This is a genomic window from Brevundimonas sp. UBA2503 (genome assembly GCF_002341485.1).
GTDB classification, from domain to species: domain Bacteria; phylum Pseudomonadota; class Alphaproteobacteria; order Caulobacterales; family Caulobacteraceae; genus Brevundimonas; species Brevundimonas halotolerans.
Genome location: NZ_DDOD01000008.1, coordinates 91,733 through 110,759 on the forward strand (window position 1 = coordinate 91,733; position 19,027 = coordinate 110,759).

Genomic DNA, 19,027 nt, shown 5'->3' on the forward strand with positions numbered 1-19,027 from the left:
CCGAGCCGGTCGCGGCGCTGTATGAGCAGGGACGGGTGGTGCACTGCGCCGCCCTGCCCGCGCTGGAAGAAGACATGATGGCGCTGGGAAGCGGCGAAGGCGGGCCAAGCCCCGACCGCGCCGACGCCCTGGTGTGGGCCATCACCCATCTGATGCTGGAGCCGCGGGGCGAACCGCGCCTGCGGTCCCTCTGAGGCGGGCCGCTCCGGGCGTCGTCAACTGACAACGAGAACGAAGGAGATCGCCATGGACTGGTCCCGCTGGCGCCTGCGCCGGGGCACGACATCTGTGCCCGAAATCAAGGATAGTCGGGCCGGGGCGCTGATCGCCCTGACCGGAGGTGGCCGGCCGCGCTGGACGCCACGCGACTATGCTGAGCTGGCGCGGGAGGGGTTCGGCAAGAACCCGGTCGCCTATCGCGCTACCCGCATGATCGCCGAGGCGGCGGCGTCGGTGCCGCTGAGGGTGTTCGACAAGGACACGCTGTGCCGCGACCACGGACTGGCGCAGCTGCTGGCGCGGCCCAATCCTGAGCAGTCGGGGGCGGAGTTTCTGGAGGGGTTGTATGGCGCGCTGCAGACGGCGGGCAATGCCTATGTTGAAGCGGCGGGCGACGGCGATGGCGGCCTGCCGGAGGAGCTGTGGTCGCTGCGCCCCGACCGGGTGAAGGTGGTTCCGGGGCGGCACGGCTGGCCCGAGGCCTATGACTATGGCCTCGCGGGGCGGTCGGTGCGGATCGGGCGGGAGGCGGACGGCTGGATGCCGGTGATGCATCTGAAGCTGTTTCACCCGATCGACGACCACTATGGCTTTTCGCCGCTGGAGGCGGCGGCCTTTGCCATCGATGTGCACAATGCCTCGGGGGCTTGGAACAAGGCGCTGCTGGACAATGCGGCCCGGCCCAGCGGCGCGCTGGTCTATGCGGCGCGCGATGGCGAGCGGCTGACCACGGAACAGTTCGAGCGGCTGAAGGCCGAGCTGGGCGAGGCGCATGCGGGGTCCGCCAATGCCGGGCGGCCGCTGTTGCTGGAAGGCGGGCTGGACTGGAAGCCCATGAGCCTGACGCCCGCCGAGATGGACTTTATCGCCGGCAAGCACGCCGCAGCGCGCGAGATCGCCCTGGCGTTCGGCATTCCGCCGCAGCTGCTGGGGATTCCGGGCGATGCCACCTATGCCAACTATCGCGAGGCCAATGTCGCCTTCTGGCGGCAGACGGTGGTGCCGCTGGTGCGCAAGGCCGCCGGAGCCTTGACGGCCTGGCTGTCGCCGCGCCTGCCCGGATGCCGGATCGAGGCCGATCTGGAGGCGGTGCCGGCGCTGTCGCCCGAACGCGATGCGCTGTGGGCAAGGCTGAATGCGGCGACCTTCCTGACCGAGGATGAGCGTCGGCAGATGGCGGGGGTGGGGAAGTGAAGTGGCGAGTGGCGAGTGGTGAGTGGCGAGGCGAGAGTGCGAATCCTGCCCCCTGCTCGTCACACGTCACTCGTCACTCGCCACTTTTGGGAGAACGGCATGAACGACATTAAACGCATACCCGTCGCCCTGATCGCGGCGCTCATGGTGCAGACGGTCAGCGGACTGATCTGGGCCGGAGGGGCAGCGGCGCGGATCGCGACGCTGGAGGCCCGGGTGGGCGAGCAGAGGCTGGTCGCCGAACGGCTGGCTCGGCTGGAGGAGCAGAGCCTGGCGACGCGCCGGGCGGTGGAGCGGATTGAGAGGGTTTTAGTGGCGAGTGGCGAGTGGCGTGTGACGAGCGCGTCCGGCGAGGAGCAGGCCGATGGCTTCTGACGCCCGGGCGGTGGATGACGACCCGACATTGCCCTCGCCACTCGCCACGCGTCACTCGTCGCTTCTGATCACCGGCTATGCCTCGCTGTGGGGTGTGGCGGATCTGGCGGGGGATGTGGTGGTGCGGGGGGCGTTTGCGCCCAGTGTGGCGCGGCGTGGGTCGGCCGGGGTGCGGATGCTGTACCAGCACGGCGAGCGCACGCCGGTCGGGGTGTGGACCCGGATCGAGGAGGACGACCGCGGCCTGAGGGTCGAGGGACGGATCCTGGACATCACGCCCGAGGGGCGGATGGCGGCGGCACTGGTGCGGGCCGGGGCGCTGGACGGCCTGTCGATCGGCTTTCGTGCGATCCGGGCCAGGCGCGACGGGCGGCTGAGGGTGCTGGCCGAAGTGGACCTTTGGGAGGTGTCTCTGGTGACCTTCCCGATGCTTCCGGGGGCGCGGCTTCAGTATGTGCTGCGGCGATTTCATCCCCTGCTCAGGTTTCGCTCAGGACTCTCAGGGGGCGCGGGCGCAGGAACAGGGCTCATTCAGCCCAGGGAGAGAGCGGCATGAGCGGTGAGACGGTGAGGGTGGTGGACGGGCAGACGGCCCTGTTGCGGACGGTGATGTGGGGCGGGGCCACGGCCCTGTTGCTGGCGCCGGCAGTGGCCATGCAGTTCACGACCGAGGTGCAGTGGACCCTGTTTGATTTTGCCCTGATGGGCGTGTTGCTGGCCATTGCCTGCGGGGTCGGAGAGCTGGTGCTGCGGGCGTCGGACAGCCTGACGTATCGGCTGGGGGCGGCAGTGGCGATCGGCACGACCTTTGTGCTGGGCGTCGGCAATCTGGCCGTGGGGCTGATCGGGTCGGAGGACAATCCGGCCAATGACCGGGTCTGGGCCGTGCTGGCGGTCGGGGTGGTCGGTGCCCTGATCGCCCGGTTCAGGCCGCGCGGGTTGAGCCTGGTGATGCTGGCGCTGGCCGCCGGTCAGGTCGGTCTGGCCCTCTATGCGGATGCGACGGCGCAGGAGCTGCCGCTGAGGATCACGGTGGTGTTTGTCACCGGCTGGCTGGTCGCGGCGGCCCTGTTCGACCGGGCCGCGCGCGAGCGCCGTGCCTAGGGCAGATACTCGGCCGGGATCGGCAGGCTGTCGTCCTCGGCGCGCCAGTAGATGGTGAGGATCCACCAGCGGGTGCCGTCGAACATGAGCTGGAAGCTGTTGATGCCGCGCAGGAAGGGCTCGGCGTCATCGAGGCTGCGACGGGCTTCATAGGTCGAGAAGACGTGGACGACCGAGCCGAAGCGTTCGGACGTGGAGGCGATCTCGATCTCGTGGAAGCCGTCGCGTTCCAGCTGGGGCCCGGCGCGGGTGACGTAATCCTCCGGCGTCAGGCTGCTGGCCGCGATGCTGCCGTCCGCGCGAGGACCCGAGGGGATCAGGCGGGCGGCCGGATGAAACAGCGAACGGAAGCGGTCCCAGTCGCGCGCCACGCCGGCATCGCCGGAGATGACGTCATAGACGGCCGTGATGATGGCCTCGGGCGAGGCGACATCAGCGGGGTCGGCGGCGGGCGCCATGGCAGTGGCCGGAGCCGCTGTCTGGGCCTGCGCCGCGAGCGGTGACGCCAGCGCGAGGATGAGCGCGGCGGCGAGTGTGGATGCACGCATGAGAATTCCCTCCGTCAGGAGGGAGAGACTGCCGCACCGGGCGGCGGATGGGAAGGCGTATTCCGGACTGCCGGACGCCATCAAGGAGACACCATGAAAGAGACCAAGACCGTGTCGGGTTCGCCCGAGACGCGCGCCGCCATGCATGAGGTCATGGCCGCGTTTGAAGCCTTCAAGGGTGCCAATGATGCGCGGCTGGCGGAGCTGGAGAAGAAGGCGTCGGTCGATACGCTGCTGGAGGAGAAGGTCGCGCGCATCGATGCGGCGGTCGGCTCCGCCCAGGCGCGACTGGACCGGGCGCTGAGCGAGACGAGGCGGCCGGTCGTGGGGGATGGGGTTGCCCCCTCCGGCGGCTTTGCCGCCACCTCCCCCATGAAGGGGGAGGAGACGAAATCGGCGTTCGCGGCCTATATGACGGGCGGGTCGACGGTGGGTCTGGAGCTGAAGGCGGGGCTGTCGTCGGGGCCGAGCTCGGGCGGCTATGTGGTGCCGCCGGAGACGGAGAGGGCCATTGAGCGGCGGCTGATGGCGGGCTCGCCCATGCGCGAGATTGCGACGGTGCGGACGGTCGGCTCGGGCGTGTTCAGAAAGCCCGTTTCGACCGCCGGGGTCGAGGCCGGCTGGGTGGCCGAGACGGCGGCCCGGCCCGAGACCGATCCGGCGACCCTGGCGCTGCTGGAGTTTCCGTCGGCGGATCTGTACGCCTGCCCTGCCGCGACCCAGAGCCTGCTAGATGATGCGCTGATCGATCTGGACGAATGGCTGGCCGCCGAGGTCGAGGATGCCTTTTCCGCCCAGGAGACCGAGGCCTTCGTCAATGGCGATGGCACGAACAAGCCGCGCGGCTTTCTGGACTATGATCTGGTCGAGGACGGCGGTCAGGAATGGGGCGAGATCGGCTATGTCGCCAGCGGGGCCGCCGGAGCGTTTCCCGTATCGAACCCGACCGACCGGCTGATCGATCTGATCTATGCGCCGAAGGCGCTATACCGGCCGAATGCGCGCTTTGTCATGAACCGCCGGACGGTGGGGACGGTGCGCAAGTTCAAGGACGGGGACGGCAACTATATCTGGCAGCCGGCGCAGCGGCCGGGGGATACGGCCAGCCTGCTGGGCTATCCGGTGACCGAGATCGAGACCATGCCGGACATCGGCGCGGATGCCGCAGCGATCGCGTTCGGGGACTTTCAGCGCGGCTATCTGATCGTCGACCGGGCGGGGGTGCGGGTGCTGCGCGACCCGTATTCCGCCAAGCCCTATGTGCTGTTCTACACGACCAAGCGCGTGGGCGGGGGCGTGCAGAATTTCGACGCCATCAAGGTGATGAAGTTCTCCGCATCCTAGACGCGGAGTGACGTGTGGCGAGTGACGAGTGGCGAGAGCCGCTCGTCGCTGGCCGGACGGGTGAGACGCGAGCTGTCGGGAGTGAGCAGGCGAACTCGCCACTCGCAACTCGACACTCGCCACTTTCAAGCGAAGCGAGAATTCAATGACCGCACCGGTGACCCTGGCCGAGGCGAAGGCCTTTCTGCGCGTCGGGCATGACGGCGAGGATGGTCTGATCCAGACCCTGATCGAGGCCGCGCAGGCGCGGGTCGAGGGTGAGGTGGATCAGGCGCTGGACGCCGACAGTCCCGCGCCGCTGAGGCTGGCCGTGATGATGCTGACCCTGATCGCGTATGAGCGGGGGCTGGCGGAGATGACGGCGCAGGCCGTCGATGCGTGGATCGCGCCCTATCGAATGGTGCGGCTTTGAGCGCGGCCGCGCGGCGGGTGCTGGCGGCCCTGTATGCGGTGACCGTGACCGAGACGCCCTATGGCGGGCAGGCGCGGACCTATGAACTGCTGGGCCAGATCTGGCTGAACCCCGGCAAGGTCGGGGGGCGACGCCGGAGCGGTCCGGACGGCCAGCAGCGGATCGAGACGTGGCGGGTGACGACGGGGCTGGACCCGCGTCTGAATGCGGGGCGGGTGCTGGAGTTCGAGGGGGTGCGTTGGCGCATCCTGGCGGTGGCGACCGGCCCGGCGGAAACCGACCTTGAGCTGGAGCGGCTGGCATGAGCCATGAGCTGGCCCTGCAGAAGGGCATCCTCGCACGGCTGAAGGCGGATGCGACGCTGGACGCGCTGATAGGCGGGCGGGTCTGGGATGCGGCGCCGCCGGACCCGGTCTATCCGCATGTGAAGCTGGGACGCAGCCAGAGCCGACCGATGGCAAGGGGCAGCGGAGCGGTGGAACATCAGCTGACGCTGATCGTCGCCTCGAGGTTCTGCGGGACGGAGGAGGCGCGGGCGGTGGCGGCGGCGGTGCGCCTCAGCCTGAGCGGCGCGGTGATCGAGACCGACGGGGTGCGCAGCCTGAAGCTGGAGGTGCCGCTGAGCGACGTCTTTGCCGCCGATGACCGACTGACGACCTGGGCCGTGATCCGCGTGCGCGCGGTGACCCAGGACATCTGACAACCCCACGACCATCGAGGAGAGTCCCATGGCGGCCCAGAGCGGCAAGGACCTGTTGCTGAAGATCGAGACGGACCCCGATACCTTTCTGACGGTGGCGGGCTTGCGGGCGCGGACGGTGTCGCTGAATGCGCGCGCCGTCGATGTGACCGATGCGGACAGCGCCGGGTGCTGGCGCGAACTGCTGGCCGGGGCGGGAGTGCGCACGGCGGCCATCGCCGGTCAGGGCATATTCCGCGATGCGGCCTCGGATGCGCGGATCCGCGAGGCCTTCTTCGCCCAGAGCACCGACCGCTGGCAGGTGATCGTGCCGGACTTTGGCCGGCTGGAAGGCCGGTTCGTGGTCTCGGCGCTGGAATATGCCGGCGAGCACGACGGCGAGGCGAGCTTTGCGCTGAGCCTGGCAAGCGCCGGTGAACTGACCTTCGAGGCGATCTGATGCGGATGGCCAATGGGGCGCGGGGCGAGGTGCTGGTCGAGCTGGACGGGGCGCCGCGTCGGCTGTGCATGACGCTGGGCACGCTGGCCGAGATCGAGACCGCGCTGGAGGTGTCGGGGGTCGAGGGTCTGGTCGAGCGACTGAGGCGGCCGACGGCGCGGGACCTGATGGCGGTGCTGGCGGCGCTGTTGAATGGGGGCGGGGAGCACGAGTTGGCCGGGCGGCTGGACCGGGCCTCGATTTCCCCGCAGGTCGCGGCCGAGGCTGTGGCGCAGGCCTTTGCCGCTGTGGGTGGAGGCGAGGGATGACGGAGGTCTGGGCGAGCCGGCTGAGGCTGGCGGTCCGACTGGGCCTGACGCCCGGCGCCTTCTGGAAACTGTCGATCGCGGAATGGCAGGCGCTGACCCGGATGCCGGGGCAGGCGCCGCCGCTGGGCCGCGCGGAATTTGACCGGCTGAGCCGGGACTGGCCTGACGAGGGAGCAAGAGCATGACGGACACATTTGGCCCGTCGAGGCTGGAGACCGTGCCGCTGGAGGCCGCCGAGGCGACGGCCGCGCTGGAGAGCCTGAAAGAACCGGCCGAGCGTGCGGCGCGGTCGATCGAGCAGGCCTTTGACCGGGCGGGTGAGAGTCTGGCTGCGTCGCTGACGCGGGCGGCGGCGGACGGAGAGATTACGCTTGCGGAACTGGCACGGGCGGTGCTGGCGGCGGCCAACTCGGCGGTCGGCACCTTGATGAGCGGCGGTGGCGGCGGGCTGGGCGAGGCGCTGGCCAATGCGGTCGGCGGGCTGTTCTCGGGGACACGGGCGGAGGGCGGACCGGTGATGCCGGGCGGGGCCTATCTGGTCGGCGAACGCGGGCCCGAAGTGTTCCGTCCCTCGCAGGCGGGCATCGTCGGCGGGGTCGAGGGGCCCGGCTTGGTGCTGAACCTGAAGGTTGAGGGCGGGACGCCGGGCCTGCTGCGCTCCGAGACGCAGATTGCCCAGGCCTTGGCCCGCGCGGTGGCGCTGGGCGCGCGGCGCTACTGAGGGGGGTGCGATGAGTTTTCATGAGGTGAGCCTGCCCGCACGTCCCCGCCTTCGCGGGGATGACAAATTCTCCGGAGCGACAACCCGATGAGCTTTCATGAGGTGAGCTTGCCGGTGCGGCTCGCGTTCGGGTCGACGGGCGGGGTGGAGCGGCGGACCGAGGTGGTGACCCTGGCGTCCGGCCACGAGCGACGGTCGACGCCCTGGGCCGGCGGGCGGCGACGGTATCTGATCGGGGCGGGCCTGAGGTCGCTGGACGATATGGCGGCGCTGACCGAATTCTTCGAGGCGCGACAGGGGCGGCTGTACGGGTTCCGGTTCCGGGATTTTGCCGACTTCAAATCCTGTGCGCCCGGAGTGGAGCCCGGTCCCGGCGATCAGGTGATCGGCACCGGCGACGGGGTCAGGACGCAGTTCCCGCTGGCCAAGGCCTATGGCGGCACAACGCGGAGAATTGCCAAGCCGGTCGAGGGGTCGGTCAGGATCGACGTAGACGGTACCGAAGCGTTGGAGGGTTGGAGCGTCGATGTCACGACCGGTGACGTGACGTTCGAGACTGCGCCCGACGAGGGGGCGGAGATCACCGCCGGGTTCCGGTTCGACACGCCGGTACGGTTCGATGCCGACCGGCTGGAGATCACGCTGGAGAGCTTTGGCAGCGGGCGGATGGTGGCCATGCCGCTGATCGAGATCCGGGTCTGAGGACGGCGTTGCGGATTCCGGCGACCCCCCATCCTGACCTCGCAGCCGATGTGAGCTGCGTCTGAGAGCGGACCAATGAGAGACATTCCCGAAGAGATGGCCGCCCGGATCGAGTCCGGGGCGGCGACGCTGTGCCATGCCTGGCGGGTGACGCGGGCGGACGGGGTCGCGCTGGGCTTTACCGATCATGACCAGGTGCTGGCGGTGGACGGCACCCCCTGTTCCCCGATCGAGGGGTTTGAGGCCGGCGCGCGCGAGGGCGAAGCCGGGTTCGAACCCGGCAGCCTGACGCTGGCGGGCCATCTGGGCGAGGGCGACGATGCCCTGACCGAGGCGGCCATCGGAGCGGGTCTGTTTGATCGGGCGCGGGTCGAGCTGTGGCGCGTCGACTGGATGCGGCCGGACCTGAAGGTGCGGCTGTGGGTCGGGCGGATCCGCGCCCTGAAGCGTGAAGGCGGCCGGTTGACGGTCGAACTGGAGGGACCGCTGGCGGCGCTGGATCGGCAGATCGGGCGGACCTATGGCCGACTGTGCGAGGCGCGGCTGGGCGACGGCCGGTGCGGGGTGGACCTGGAGGCGCATCCCGGTGCGCGTTGCGACAAGCGCTGGGAAACCTGCGTCGGGACGTTTGGAAACGGGGTCAATTTCCGGGGCTTTCCCGACACTCCGGGCGATGACTTTATTGCTGCGCACCCTGTCGATGGAGGCCGGCATGACGGCCGGAGCCGCCGGTGAGGGCGGCAGCACTGGAGGCCGCCAGAGGCTGGGTCGGGACGCCCTACCGCCACCAGGCCAGCTTCAGGGGCGAGGGGGCGGACTGTCTGGGACTGATCCGGGGCGTCTGGCGTGAGGTGATCGGGCCGGAGCCCGAGGTCCTGCCGCCCTATTCGCCGGACTGGGCCGAGGCGGGCGGGGCCGAGACGCTGCTCATGGCGGCGCGGCGCTGGCTGATCGAGATCGATGTGGATGCGGCACAGCCGGGCGATGTCCTGCTGTTCCGCATGCGGGCCGATGTGCCGGTCAAACACTGCGGAATCCTGAGCGCGGTCGGTCCGCCCGAGCCGCGACTGATCCACGCCTATTGGGGCCGGTCGGTGATCGAGAGCTGGATGGGCGACTGGTGGCTGAAGAAGCGGGCGGCGGCCTTCACCTGGCCCGAGCGCATATTCTGAAAACGTGAGGAGACAGCATGGCGCAGGCCGTACTGGGAGGACTGGGCCAGGCTCTGGGCGGGGGCGTCGGGCAGGCCATCGGCCGGGCGCTGGGCGGCATGCTGGACCAGCGGCTGGTGGCCAGTCTGGGGCCGGCGCGACAGGTGGGCCCGAGGCTGGAAGCGATCCGCCTGCAGTCGACCGCCGAGGGGGCGCCGATGGCGCTGGTGCTGGGGCGGGCACGCGTGACGGGTCAGGTGATCTGGGCGGCGCGGTTTCTGGAACAGCGGCATGAGCAGGGCGGCGGCAAGGGTGGGCCGCGCACGGAGTCCTATGCCTATTCGTTGAGCTTTGCCGTCGCGGTCTGTGAGGGGCCGATCGACGGGATCGGGCGCATCTGGGCCGACGGGCAACCACTGGACCGGGCCGGTGCGACGCTGCGTATCCATCGGGGGACCGAGGACCAGATGCCCGATCCGCTGATCGAGGCGGTCGAGGGGGCGGGCGCGGCCCCCGCCTATCGCGGGACGGCCTATGTGGTGTTCGAGGACCTGCCGCTGGCGGCGTTCGGCAATCGCGTGCCGCAGCTGGCGTTCGAGGTGTTTCGGCGACCGACGGGCGGGGCGGCGGCGCTGGAGGACCGGCTGGAGGGGGTATGCCTGATCCCCGGAGCGGGGGAATTCGTGCTGGCCACCGAGCCTGTGGTGCGACGTGCGGGCCTGACCCGGACCGAGGTGGAGAATGTGGCCTCGGCCGAGGGGCGGCCGGACCTGATCGTCTCGCTGGACCAGCTGACGGCGGCCTGTCCGAACCTGAAGCGGGTCAGCCTGGTGATCGGCTGGTTCGGGACGGACCTGAGGGCCGGGCACTGCAGGATCCGACCGGGGGTGGAGCGGCGCGACAAGCCGACGGTGCCGATGGACTGGTCGGTGGCAGGTCTGGACCGTGCGAGCGCGCATCTGGTGAGCGAGGTTGGCGGGGCTCCGGCCTATGGCGGGACGCCTTCGGACGACGCCGTGCGGCAGGCGGTAGCGGAGCTGAAGGCGCGGGGGCTGGAGGTAACGCTGTATCCGTTCGTCTTCATGGACATACCGCCGGGCAATGGCCTGAGCGATCCTTTTGGCGGGGTGGAGCAGGCGGCCTATCCCTGGCGCGGCCGGATTGTGGCGGACGAACCGGCGACGGCGGGGGCCGATGTCGCGGCGGTGTTCGGCGCGGAAGACGGATGGGGCCTGCGGCGACTAGCGCGCCACTATGCGGCGCTGGCGGCGGAGACGGGGGCCGATGGCCTGCTGATTGGGTCGGAGATGCGGGGGCTGACGACCAGTCGGGACGCGGGGGGCGGTTATCCGGCTGTATCGGAATTCCGTGGCGTGCTGGCCGAGTGTCGGGGCATTGTCGGGCCGGGGGTGGCCCTGTCCTATGCGGCGGACTGGTCGGAATATGCGGGGCATCGGCCGGACGATGGCTCCGGCGATGTGATGTTTCACCTCGATCCGCTGTGGGCCGATCTGGCGCTCGATTATGTCGGCATCGACTGGTACCCGCCGCTGGGGGACTGGCGCGCGGGCGACGGCGGGCTGGATGCAGCGACGCATGAGGGGCCGGACGATCCCGCCTATCTGGCGATGCAGATGGCCGGCGGTGAGCATTTCGACTGGTTCTATGCCGATGAGGCGGACCGGGCGGCGCAGGAGCGGACGCCGATTGCCGATCTGGCCCATGGCGAGGACTGGGTGTTCCGGGCCAAGGACCTGAAGGGCTGGTGGAGCCATGCGCACCATGATCGGCCCGGCGGGGCGAGGTCGGCCAGCCCGACCGCCTGGGTGCCGGGCATGAAGCCGATCCGGCTGACCGAGTTCGGCTGTGCGGCGGTCGACCGAGGCGGCAATGCCCCCAATCTGTTTCAGGATCCGAAGAGCGCCGAGAGCGCGCTGCCGCCCGGGTCCAGCGGCGCGCGGGATGCCCGGATGCAGCGCCGGGCGCTGGAGGCCGTGCTGAACCATCTGGACGACGGCGCGGCCAATCCGGTGTCGGGTGTCTATGGTGGGCGGATGGTGGAGGGGGCCGATGCCTGGTGCTGGGACGCGCGGCCGTGGCCGGCGTTTCCGGGGCGACCGGAGCTGTGGGCCGATGCTCCGGCATGGGACACCGGTCACTGGCTGAACGGACGGCTTCTGGGCGAGACCGAAGGCCTGCTGGCCGATCTGGCGGGACGGATCGGGCCGGAGGAGGAGCCGGTGATCGGGCCTGTGCGGGACCGGATCGAGGGCTATGTGGTCGACCGTCCGATGAGCGTGCGGGAGGCACTGGGCCCGCTGGTCGCTGGACTCGGCCTGGTGGTCAGCGAAGCGGGTGGTCAGCTGACGCTGAGGGCCGACGACGATGGCCCGGTGGTGACGATCGATCCGCAGGGTCTGGCCTTGCCGGACGAAGGGGGTGCCGAAGTCCGCGATCACACGGTGGACGAGAACCCCGATCGGGTACGGGTGCGGTATCTGAACCTGGCAGATGACTATCAGACCGGATCGGTGACGCTGAGCCGGGACCAAGGAGGCGATGCGGTCGCGGGGCTGGACGTCGATTTGCCCGCCGTCTGTGACGAGGCACAGGCGCGGCGGTTCGCGGCACGGGTGGCGGCGGGGCTGGAGGGGGTGGAGCGCCGGACGCTGACGCTGGGCCCGCTGCAGGCGCTGATGCTTGAGCCGGGAGATCGAGTGCAGATGGTCGACGAGGACGATCTGTGGCGCGTGGAGCGCATCGCCGTGGACGAGGCGGCGCGGGCGGTGCTGGTCCCGGTCCCGGTGACGGAGATCGAGGACGGGACGCCGGTCTGGCGGCTGCCGGATCGCTTGGGGCCGGCGGGGGCGCCGTGGATGCGGATTCTGGAACTGCCGCCGCTGGTCGGGCGGTCGGAGGGCGGCGTCGTGGCGGCGGTCGCAGTTGATCCCTGGTCGCGGCATGCGGTGACGGCGGGGCCGGACGCCCTGAGCCAGACCCTGCGCGGGGTGGCGCGTGGCCCGGCGAGTATGGGCTTACTGACCGAACCTCTGACCTCCGGCGTCTGTGGACGTTGGGACGAGATGGCCGCCCTGATGGTGCAGATCGAAGGGCGGTCGCCCGAAAGCCGCGAGGCGCTGGCGGTGCTGGCCGGGGCCAATGCGGTGGCGGTCGAAACTTGGGCGGGATGGGAAGTCATCCAGTATCGGACGGCGGAGCTGGTCGGCGGTGACGTTTGGCAGTTGAGCGGTCTGCTGCGCGGGCAGGGCGGGGGCGAGCTGGAGGCGGAAGCGGGCGCGCTGGTCGGGGCGGACGTCGTCTTTCTGGATGGCAGTCTGGTCGCGCTGGGCGCTATGCGTGAGGAATACGGCCTGCCGCTGGTGTGGCGGGCCGGAGCCGGGGGTGCGGTGCCGTCGGGCCCGTTCGTAAGCGAGCTGACCCAGGTCCTGGCGGGACGGGCAGAGCGGCCCTGGCGGCCGGTGCATCTGACGGTGTGGTCGACGGACGCCGGTCTGGCCTTGGGCTGGATCGCGCGGACGCGGACGGGTGGCGACAGCTGGGACGGGGAGGCCGCGCCGGTTGATCCGCTGCGGTTCCGACTGCGAATTCTGGACGGCGATGTCGAGAGACGCGCGGTCGAGGTCACGGGCACAGAGTGGCTGTATTCCGATGCGGACCGGGCCGTGGATTTTCCGAGCGGGTGCGAGGCGGGGCGCTTTGAGGTGTCGCAGGCCTCCATCCACGGCATATGGGGCCCGGAAGCGGTCGCGCCCCTTTGCGAAGGCGGTGGCATGCCCTAACTGATGGCCTTGAGCTATCAGGAGCGATGATCAACCGTGGCAGGCGATCCCTATCAGGAACTGGGTGTTTCCCGGGGCGCGAGCGCGGATGAAATCAAGAAGGCCTTTCGCAAGCTGGCCAAGGATTTTCACCCCGACAAGAACCCGGGCGACGCGGCGGCCGAGGACCGGTTCAAGCGGATCACAGCAGCCTTTGACCTGCTGGGCGATGCCGAGAAGCGCGCCAAGTTCGACCGGGGCGAGATCGATGCTGACGGTCGTGAGCAGTACCGGGGGTTCCGGGGCGGCGCGGGCGGCACTCCCGGTGGCGGGTTTGGCGGTGGTGGCGCCCGCACGACCTTCGACGACATCGATCTGGAAGACATCTTTGGCGGCATGTTCGGCGGTGGAGGCCCACGGCCCCGGGGCGGAGCTGCCCGTGGGCCCGCGCGGGGCCAGGACGTCCGGGCCAGTCTGGAGATCAGTCTGGAGGACTCCATCCAGGGCTCGACCCGGCGTATCCAGTTCTCGGACGGACGGACGCTGGATGTGACGATCCCCAAGGGCGCCGACGACGGTCAGATGATCCGGCTGAAGGGGCAGGGCGTGCCCTCGCCGCGCGGTGGTCCGGCCGGAGACGCCCTGATCGAGTTGAAGATCGCGTCGCATGCGCTTTACCAGCGCGATGGCGCGGACCTGACCATGGATCTGGCCGTGCCGCTGTCGGATGCGGTGCTGGGCGGCAAGGTGGCCGTGCGGACACCGGACGGCGTGGTCAATCTGACGGTGCCGAAGGGATCGAACTCGGGCCAGATGATGCGGCTGAAGGGCAAGGGCGCCTTTGCCGGCGGCCGGCGCGGCGACCTGAAGGTGCGGCTGATGATCCAGTTGCCGGGCGAGGATGTGCCGGAGCTGACCAGGGCGGCCGAGGCACTGCGAAAGCGTGCCCTGTGACCGGCGTGGAACGGCCTAAGGTGAAGCCGCAACGGCCGTGGTTTTCGGCGGGGCCGACGGCCAAGCGCCCGGGGTGGGCGATCGAGGCCCTGCCGACTGATCTGCTGGGCCGGGGCATCCGGGCGCCCGAGGTGGTGGCGCGCTTTGCCGAGGGGCTGACGCTGACGCGAACGGTGCTGGAGGTGCCGGACGACTGGTCGCTGGTCTATGTGCCCGGCTCGGACACGGGGGCGGTGGAAGCGGCGCTGTGGAACCTGCTGGGCGAGCGACCGGTACAGGTCATGGCTTTCGAGAATTTCGGCAAGGTCTGGGCCACCGATGTGCGCGATCATCTGGGTCTGGAGCCCGAGATCCTGGAAGCGCCGTGGGGCCGGTTCCCGGATGTAAGCCGCGTCGATCCGAAGGCCGATCTGGTCTTTCCGTGGAATGGCACGACCTCGGGCGTTTGCGCGCCCGGTGCGGACTGGATCGCGACGGACCGGGAGGGGCTGGTGATCTGTGACGCGACCTCGGCGGCCTTTGCCATGGCCCTGCCGTGGGAACGGCTGGATGTGGTGACCTTCAGCTTCCAGAAGGCGCTGGGCGGTGAGGCGGGGCTGGGGGTAGCGGCGCTGTCGCCCCGGGCCATTGCGCGGCTGGACGGATTTGTACCGCCCCGCCCGGTGCCCAAGGTTTTGAGGCTACGGAACGACAAGGGATTCGACCGGGCGCTGGCGACCGGATCGATGATCAACACCTTTTCCGTCCTGACGATCGAGGACTGGATCGACGCCCTTGCGTGGGCCGGGCGCGTGGGCGGGCTGAAGACCCTTCTTGCTCGGACCGAGGCCAATGCAGCGGCATTGGCGGACTGGGTGGAGCGGACGGACTGGATCGACTGGCTGGCCGAGGACCCGGGGACGCGCTCGACCACCTCGGTCTGTCTGAAGATCGTTGACCCCCGCGTCGTGACGATGGACGAAGAGCGCCGTCGCGACCTGGTGATGCGGATGAAGGCGCTGCTGGAAGCTGAGGGGGCCGCCTTTGATGTGGAGGGGCACCGCAATGCGCCAGCGGGCCTGCGGGTCTGGTGCGGGTGTACGGTGGACACGGCCGACATCGAAGCTCTGACCCCTTGGCTGGACTGGGCGTTTGCGACGGCAATCGCTGAATAATCGCCGGACTTGAGGCGACACCGGACGATTCCCCGGCTATAGGCTCGGCCCGCGTTGGAAGCGGAGAGTGACCCTTGGCGAATGTGACGGTGGTCGGAGCCCAGTGGGGCGACGAGGGCAAAGGCAAGATCGTCGACTGGCTGTCGAACCGGGCCGACTGGGTCGTGCGGTTTCAGGGTGGTCACAATGCCGGTCACACCCTGGTCGTCGGTGATGTCACCTACAAGCTGAGCCTGCTGCCGTCGGGCGTGGTGCAGGGCAAGCCGTCCGTGATCGGCAATGGCGTGGTGATCGACCCGTGGGCGCTGCGCGACGAGATTGCGCGGATCGAGGCCCAGGGCGTCAAGATCACCGCCGAGCTGCTGACCATTGCCGAGACCGCCTGTCTGATCCTGCCGCTGCACCGGGATCTGGATCAGGCGCGCGAGGCCCAGGCGGGCACCACCAAGATCGGTACGACTGGGCGCGGCATCGGTCCGGCCTATGAGGATAAGGTCGGGCGGCGGGCGATCCGCGTCGGCGACCTGACCGATCCCGATGCGCTGGATGCCAAGATCGACCGCCTGCTGGCGCACCACAATGCGCTGCGGAAGGGTCTGGACCTGCCGGAGGTGGATGTGCCCGGGCTAAAGGCGGAGCTTCTGGCCATTGCGCCGGAGGTGCTGAAGTTCGCAGGCCAGCCGGTGTGGCGGCTGCTGGATCAGGCCCACCGCGACGGCAAGCGGATCCTGTTCGAGGGCGCGCAGGGGTCGCTGCTGGACGTGGACCACGGCACCTATCCCTATGTGACCAGCTCGAACACCGTGGCGGGGCAGGCGGCGGCGGGCTCGGGCCTTGGGCCGCGCTCGGTCGGCTATGTGCTCGGCATCGTGAAGGCCTATACGACCCGGGTCGGCGAGGGGCCGTTCCCGACGGAACTGTTCGACGAGGATGGCCGTCGGATCGCAGATCGCGGCCGGGAGTTCGGTACGGTGACAGGTCGCCCGCGGCGCTGTGGCTGGTTCGATGCGGTGCTGGTGCGTCAGTCGATCGCTATCAACGGCATGCACGGGATCGCCCTGACCAAGCTGGATGTGCTGGACGGCTTTGAGACACTGAACATCTGCACGGGCTATCGGGTCGGTGGCGAGACGCTGGACTATCTGCCCGCCGGACTGAAGGCCCAGGCCGAGGTCGAGCCGATCTATGAGGCGGTCGAGGGCTGGTCGGAAAGCACCCAGGGCGCGCGCTCGTGGAAGGACCTGCCGGCGGCGGCGATCAAATATGTGCGCCGGATCGAGGAGCTGATCGGGGCACCCGTGGCGCTGCTGTCGACCAGTCCGGAGCGGGACGACACCATCCTGATGCAGGACCCGTTCCACGGCTGAGCGCAAGCCCTGCATTTCAATGGGACTTTAACGCGTTGCGGCTAGGTATGGGGGGTTCGTTTCGCGAGGTCCCTGCGTGCTGATTCCCGACAGACGATTTCTGGCGCGTCTTGAGCCTACTGTCGGCCGGGTGCTGATCATTGACCCCAATGCCCATGCTGCACGTCTGATCACCGATCTGATGAAGAGTCTGGGCGCGCGCGAGGTGGTGGTCGAGGCCACGGAGGCGCGCGGGCTTCAGGTGGCCGGGGCACTGGATCCGGGTCTGATCTTCACCGAGCGGTCAGGACCTCATCTGGATGGTGAGAGCTTCACGCGAACCCTGCGTCGGTCGCACATGGCCTGTCGGCGGGTGCCGGTGATCATGGTGACGTCCGAGGCGACGGCCACGACCATCAAGGGCGCGCGCGACGTGGGCGTTCATGAGTTTCTGCGCAAACCCTTCACCAGTGCCGATTTGATCAAGCGGGTCGAGAATGTGGCGTTGAAGCCCCGGGACTGGGTCGAAGGTGTCAGCTATGTCGGGCCGGACCGCAGGCGATTCAACTCGGGTGAATACGCCGGGCCGAGCAAGCGCAAGAGCGACCGCGCCATGGGGGCGGAGGCGGAAGCCATCGCCGTCCGCGACCAGGCCATGAAGATTCTGGCGGCGGCGCTGGACCAGTTTGACAGCGATCCGCCCCAAGCGGTGCGGGCCATCCGCCAGCAAGCCGAGACGCTGAAGGCGCTGGCCCTCAAGGTTGCCGACAGCCGGCTGGTCGTCGCCGTTGGCGCGCTGGAGGTCACTCTGGCGTCCGGCGGCGCGACCAAGGCCAGCCTGGCCGCGCCCATCGGCCAGCTTCTGGCGCTGCCGAAGCCGGTCGAGGGTCTGAAGAAGGCCGGATAGGCGCGGCGGTGATGCCGATCAGGCGTCGACCAGATTGCGCTCGGTCGCTGCGGCCTGCATGGCCTTCTGCAGCTTTTCGAAGGCGCGAACCTCGATCTGGCGCACCCGTTCGCGGCTGACGCCATACTGGCCGGCCAACTCTTCGAGCGTGACCGGATCGTCCTTGAGACGGCGCTCGGTCAGGATGTGCTTTTCGCGGTCGGTCAGCTCTTCCATGGCTTCCTGCAGCAGGCCGACGCGGATGCCGCGCTCCTCGCTTTCGGCCAGCTGGGTTTCCTGACTGACGGCGGTGTCATCGGCCAGCCAGTCCTGCCACTCGCTTTCGCCATCCGCGCGGAGCGGCGCATTGAGTGAGGCGTCGCCACCGAGGCGGCGGTTCATGTTGGTGACCTCCTCTTCCGATACGCCCAGCTTGGTGGCGATGGCGGAGAGGTGTTCGGGGTGCAGGTCGCCATCCTCAAAGGCCGAGATCTGGCTCTTGGCCTTGCGCAGGTTGAAGAACAGCTTCTTCTGCGCGGCGGTGGTGCCCATTTTGACGAGCGACCAGCTGCGCAGGATGTATTCCTGGATCGAGGCACGGATCCACCACATGGCGTAGGTCGCCAGGCGGAAGCCCTTGTCCGGATCGAATTTCTTGACCGCCTGCATCAGGCCGACATTGCCCTCGGAGATCACTTCGCCGATCGGCAGGCCGTAGCCGCGATAGCCCATGGCGATCTTGGCCACGAGGCGCAGGTGGGAGGTGACGAGCTTGTGGGCGGCTTCGGTGTCCTGGTGTTCGCCCCAGCGCTTGGCCAGCATGAACTCTTCGTCCTTGCTGAGCATGGGGAACTTCCGGATTTCCGAAAGGTAGCGCGACAGTCCCTGTTCAGGCGACATGATCGCGAGGCTTGGCTTGGCAGTCATATGGTCCCTCCGACCTCTGAAACGAGCGGGTCCTGCGGAGACGGCCACGAGATTGTGCACCGACGCCTCACCCCTCAACAGCCGACGTGGGGATCGGTTGCCCCCTTGCCTAGGGGCGCATTGTCACAGCCGCGACGGGCCGTGGCGCCGAAGCCACGATCAACTGGGCGGAGTATAATCGCGGGTCCGTTGCTTTTCAAGACTTAGGCGAGGCCGAGGGCTTTACGATAGTCGGGATGGACGACGTCGGCCTGGTCCGGATGCTTCTGGAAGAAGTGGCCGAAGAAGGTACAGACCGGCAGGATCACGAGACCGCGTTCACGGGCGTCGTCCGTGACGTGCCGGGCCATGCGACTGGCGATGCCGCGTCCCTCCAGCGCCGTCGGCACCAGGGTCTCGGTGATCATCAGGTTCGGGCCGGTCAGGTTATAGGCGACGGTGGCCGTCTGGCCCTCCACATCGAGCTCGTAGCGATGGGCCTCGGCGTTGTCGCGGATATCGGGGTCGGTCATGGGCACTCCTTTTCTCAGAGGGTTTCAAGCCGTGCCTGAAGAGCCGTCATGTCTTCGGGCGGTGAGGTCTCGAACCGCAAGGGCTCGTGGGTGATCGGATGGGTGAAGCCGAGGATGGCGGCGTGCAGGGCCTGACGGGTCAGGCCGGCGGCGGCGATGGCGTCGCGGACAGAGCCTGCCGGGGGGCCGGATCCGTAAACCGGGTCTCCGAGCAGCGGAGCGCCCTTTGAGGCCATATGCACGCGGATCTGA

Annotated in this window: 23 protein-coding genes and 2 pseudogenes; 21 read left to right on the forward strand and 4 right to left on the reverse strand. The window is 69.0% G+C overall.

What is annotated here, in order from left to right; translation table 11 throughout:
• From B4K74_RS03110 to B4K74_RS03130, 5 genes and pseudogenes are all read left to right on the forward strand, one after another.
• Positions 1-194 (forward strand): annotated as a pseudogene (locus tag B4K74_RS03110) (DNA-packaging protein); the annotation flags it as partial.
• Between the two features lie 52 nt (positions 195-246).
• Complete coding sequence (locus B4K74_RS03115; RefSeq protein WP_286691711.1) at positions 247-1,413, forward strand: phage portal protein; 1,167 nt, start codon at positions 247-249, stop codon at positions 1,411-1,413.
• A 99-nt stretch (positions 1,414-1,512) separates the two neighbouring features.
• Entirely contained in the window at positions 1,513-1,788 is a 276-nt protein-coding gene (locus B4K74_RS03120; protein ID WP_286691712.1) for a hypothetical protein, read from the forward strand.
• 64 nt (positions 1,789-1,852) lie between these two features.
• Positions 1,853-2,344 (forward strand): HK97 family phage prohead protease, encoded by a 492-nt coding sequence (locus tag B4K74_RS03125; protein ID WP_286691770.1) that lies wholly within the window; start codon positions 1,853-1,855, stop codon positions 2,342-2,344.
• A complete protein-coding gene (locus tag B4K74_RS03130; RefSeq protein ID WP_286691713.1) occupies positions 2,341-2,892 on the forward strand; it encodes a hypothetical protein in 552 nt (183 codons plus the stop codon). Before B4K74_RS03125 ends, B4K74_RS03130 begins: the two co-directional genes overlap by 4 nt.
• Here B4K74_RS03130 and B4K74_RS03135 read toward each other — a convergent pair.
• Positions 2,889-3,440 (reverse strand): hypothetical protein, encoded by a 552-nt coding sequence (locus B4K74_RS03135; protein WP_286691714.1) that lies wholly within the window; start codon positions 3,438-3,440, stop codon positions 2,889-2,891. The two genes, B4K74_RS03130 and B4K74_RS03135, sit on opposite strands and share 4 nt — an antisense overlap.
• A gap of 93 nt (positions 3,441-3,533) precedes the next feature.
• Between B4K74_RS03135 and B4K74_RS03140 the strand changes: the two genes are divergently transcribed.
• From B4K74_RS03140 to B4K74_RS03215, 16 genes are all read left to right on the forward strand, one after another.
• The gene (locus B4K74_RS03140; RefSeq protein ID WP_286691715.1) at positions 3,534-4,784 is read left to right on the forward strand and encodes a phage major capsid protein; all 1,251 of its coding nucleotides are present in this window, start codon (positions 3,534-3,536) and stop codon (positions 4,782-4,784) included.
• A 145-nt stretch (positions 4,785-4,929) separates the two neighbouring features.
• Positions 4,930-5,196 carry a head-tail connector protein gene (locus tag B4K74_RS03145; protein ID WP_286691716.1) on the forward strand — a complete coding sequence of 89 codons (267 nt, stop codon included), beginning with the start codon at positions 4,930-4,932 and terminating at the stop codon, positions 5,194-5,196.
• On the forward strand, positions 5,193-5,501 hold the full coding sequence (locus B4K74_RS03150) for a phage head-tail adapter protein (protein ID WP_164461770.1): 309 nt from the start codon (positions 5,193-5,195) through the stop codon (positions 5,499-5,501). Before B4K74_RS03145 ends, B4K74_RS03150 begins: the two co-directional genes overlap by 4 nt.
• Positions 5,498-5,896 (forward strand): DUF3168 domain-containing protein, encoded by a 399-nt coding sequence (locus B4K74_RS03155; protein WP_286691717.1) that lies wholly within the window; start codon positions 5,498-5,500, stop codon positions 5,894-5,896. The genes B4K74_RS03150 and B4K74_RS03155 overlap by 4 nt, the downstream gene beginning before the upstream one ends.
• Positions 5,897-5,924: 28 nt before the next feature.
• Entirely contained in the window at positions 5,925-6,335 is a 411-nt protein-coding gene (locus B4K74_RS03160; RefSeq protein ID WP_286691718.1) for a phage major tail protein, TP901-1 family, read from the forward strand.
• The gene (locus B4K74_RS03165) at positions 6,335-6,643 is read left to right on the forward strand and encodes a GTA-gp10 family protein (RefSeq protein WP_286691719.1); all 309 of its coding nucleotides are present in this window, start codon (positions 6,335-6,337) and stop codon (positions 6,641-6,643) included. The genes B4K74_RS03160 and B4K74_RS03165 overlap by 1 nt, the downstream gene beginning before the upstream one ends.
• Positions 6,640-6,828, forward strand: coding sequence for a phage tail assembly chaperone (locus tag B4K74_RS03170; RefSeq protein ID WP_286691720.1), 189 nt, complete (start codon positions 6,640-6,642; stop codon positions 6,826-6,828). The genes B4K74_RS03165 and B4K74_RS03170 overlap by 4 nt, the downstream gene beginning before the upstream one ends.
• The gene (locus B4K74_RS03175) at positions 6,825-7,364 is read left to right on the forward strand and encodes a phage tail tape measure protein (protein WP_123286058.1); all 540 of its coding nucleotides are present in this window, start codon (positions 6,825-6,827) and stop codon (positions 7,362-7,364) included. The genes B4K74_RS03170 and B4K74_RS03175 overlap by 4 nt, the downstream gene beginning before the upstream one ends.
• Positions 7,365-7,451: 87 nt before the next feature.
• On the forward strand, positions 7,452-8,066 hold the full coding sequence (locus B4K74_RS03180; protein WP_286691721.1) for a DUF2460 domain-containing protein: 615 nt from the start codon (positions 7,452-7,454) through the stop codon (positions 8,064-8,066).
• A gap of 75 nt (positions 8,067-8,141) precedes the next feature.
• The gene (locus B4K74_RS03185) at positions 8,142-8,801 is read left to right on the forward strand and encodes a DUF2163 domain-containing protein (RefSeq protein WP_123286056.1); all 660 of its coding nucleotides are present in this window, start codon (positions 8,142-8,144) and stop codon (positions 8,799-8,801) included.
• The gene (locus B4K74_RS03190) at positions 8,798-9,238 is read left to right on the forward strand and encodes an NlpC/P60 family protein (RefSeq protein WP_286691722.1); all 441 of its coding nucleotides are present in this window, start codon (positions 8,798-8,800) and stop codon (positions 9,236-9,238) included. The genes B4K74_RS03185 and B4K74_RS03190 overlap by 4 nt, the downstream gene beginning before the upstream one ends.
• Before the next feature lie 17 nt (positions 9,239-9,255).
• The gene (locus B4K74_RS03195; protein WP_286691723.1) at positions 9,256-13,017 is read left to right on the forward strand and encodes a baseplate multidomain protein megatron; all 3,762 of its coding nucleotides are present in this window, start codon (positions 9,256-9,258) and stop codon (positions 13,015-13,017) included.
• Between the two features lie 36 nt (positions 13,018-13,053).
• Entirely contained in the window at positions 13,054-13,950 is an 897-nt protein-coding gene (locus B4K74_RS03200; protein WP_286691724.1) for a DnaJ C-terminal domain-containing protein, read from the forward strand.
• Between the two features lie 5 nt (positions 13,951-13,955).
• Positions 13,956-15,104 carry a phosphoserine transaminase gene (locus tag B4K74_RS03205; RefSeq protein ID WP_286691725.1) on the forward strand — a complete coding sequence of 383 codons (1,149 nt, stop codon included), beginning with the start codon at positions 13,956-13,958 and terminating at the stop codon, positions 15,102-15,104.
• 74 nt (positions 15,105-15,178) lie between these two features.
• On the forward strand, positions 15,179-16,471 hold the full coding sequence (locus B4K74_RS03210; protein WP_286691726.1) for an adenylosuccinate synthase: 1,293 nt from the start codon (positions 15,179-15,181) through the stop codon (positions 16,469-16,471).
• Between the two features lie 76 nt (positions 16,472-16,547).
• Complete coding sequence (locus B4K74_RS03215; RefSeq protein WP_286691727.1) at positions 16,548-17,357, forward strand: response regulator; 810 nt, start codon at positions 16,548-16,550, stop codon at positions 17,355-17,357.
• 18 nt (positions 17,358-17,375) lie between these two features.
• Here B4K74_RS03215 and rpoH read toward each other — a convergent pair whose 3' ends face one another.
• From rpoH to B4K74_RS03230, 3 genes and pseudogenes are all read right to left on the reverse strand, one after another.
• The gene (rpoH, locus tag B4K74_RS03220; RefSeq protein ID WP_123286050.1) at positions 17,376-18,263 is read right to left on the reverse strand and encodes an RNA polymerase sigma factor RpoH; all 888 of its coding nucleotides are present in this window, start codon (positions 18,261-18,263) and stop codon (positions 17,376-17,378) included.
• A gap of 203 nt (positions 18,264-18,466) precedes the next feature.
• Positions 18,467-18,775, reverse strand: coding sequence for a GNAT family N-acetyltransferase (locus B4K74_RS03225; protein ID WP_286691728.1), 309 nt, complete (start codon positions 18,773-18,775; stop codon positions 18,467-18,469).
• A 14-nt stretch (positions 18,776-18,789) separates the two neighbouring features.
• Positions 18,790-19,027: pseudogene (locus B4K74_RS03230) on the reverse strand (RluA family pseudouridine synthase); the annotation flags it as partial.

What these genes read in the sequence shown, in the direction of transcription:
- B4K74_RS03115 (WP_286691711.1), top strand. Translation starts at nt 247, where the DNA reads ATGGACTGGTCCCGCTGGCGCCTGCGCCGGGGCACGACATCTGTGCCC.
- B4K74_RS03120 (WP_286691712.1), top strand. Translation starts at nt 1,513, where the DNA reads ATGAACGACATTAAACGCATACCCGTCGCCCTGATCGCGGCGCTCATG.
- B4K74_RS03130 (WP_286691713.1), top strand. Translation starts at nt 2,341, where the DNA reads ATGAGCGGTGAGACGGTGAGGGTGGTGGACGGGCAGACGGCCCTGTTG.
- B4K74_RS03135 (WP_286691714.1), bottom strand. Translation starts at nt 3,440, where the DNA reads ATGCGTGCATCCACACTCGCCGCCGCGCTCATCCTCGCGCTGGCGTCA.
- B4K74_RS03140 (WP_286691715.1), top strand. Translation starts at nt 3,534, where the DNA reads ATGAAAGAGACCAAGACCGTGTCGGGTTCGCCCGAGACGCGCGCCGCC.
- B4K74_RS03145 (WP_286691716.1), top strand. Translation starts at nt 4,930, where the DNA reads ATGACCGCACCGGTGACCCTGGCCGAGGCGAAGGCCTTTCTGCGCGTC.
- B4K74_RS03155 (WP_286691717.1), top strand. Translation starts at nt 5,498, where the DNA reads ATGAGCCATGAGCTGGCCCTGCAGAAGGGCATCCTCGCACGGCTGAAG.
- B4K74_RS03160 (WP_286691718.1), top strand. Translation starts at nt 5,925, where the DNA reads ATGGCGGCCCAGAGCGGCAAGGACCTGTTGCTGAAGATCGAGACGGAC.
- B4K74_RS03165 (WP_286691719.1), top strand. Translation starts at nt 6,335, where the DNA reads ATGCGGATGGCCAATGGGGCGCGGGGCGAGGTGCTGGTCGAGCTGGAC.
- B4K74_RS03170 (WP_286691720.1), top strand. Translation starts at nt 6,640, where the DNA reads ATGACGGAGGTCTGGGCGAGCCGGCTGAGGCTGGCGGTCCGACTGGGC.
- B4K74_RS03175 (WP_123286058.1), top strand. Translation starts at nt 6,825, where the DNA reads ATGACGGACACATTTGGCCCGTCGAGGCTGGAGACCGTGCCGCTGGAG.
- B4K74_RS03180 (WP_286691721.1), top strand. Translation starts at nt 7,452, where the DNA reads ATGAGCTTTCATGAGGTGAGCTTGCCGGTGCGGCTCGCGTTCGGGTCG.
- B4K74_RS03185 (WP_123286056.1), top strand. Translation starts at nt 8,142, where the DNA reads ATGAGAGACATTCCCGAAGAGATGGCCGCCCGGATCGAGTCCGGGGCG.
- B4K74_RS03195 (WP_286691723.1), top strand. Translation starts at nt 9,256, where the DNA reads ATGGCGCAGGCCGTACTGGGAGGACTGGGCCAGGCTCTGGGCGGGGGC.
- rpoH (WP_123286050.1), bottom strand. Translation starts at nt 18,263, where the DNA reads ATGACTGCCAAGCCAAGCCTCGCGATCATGTCGCCTGAACAGGGACTG.
- B4K74_RS03225 (WP_286691728.1), bottom strand. Translation starts at nt 18,775, where the DNA reads ATGACCGACCCCGATATCCGCGACAACGCCGAGGCCCATCGCTACGAG.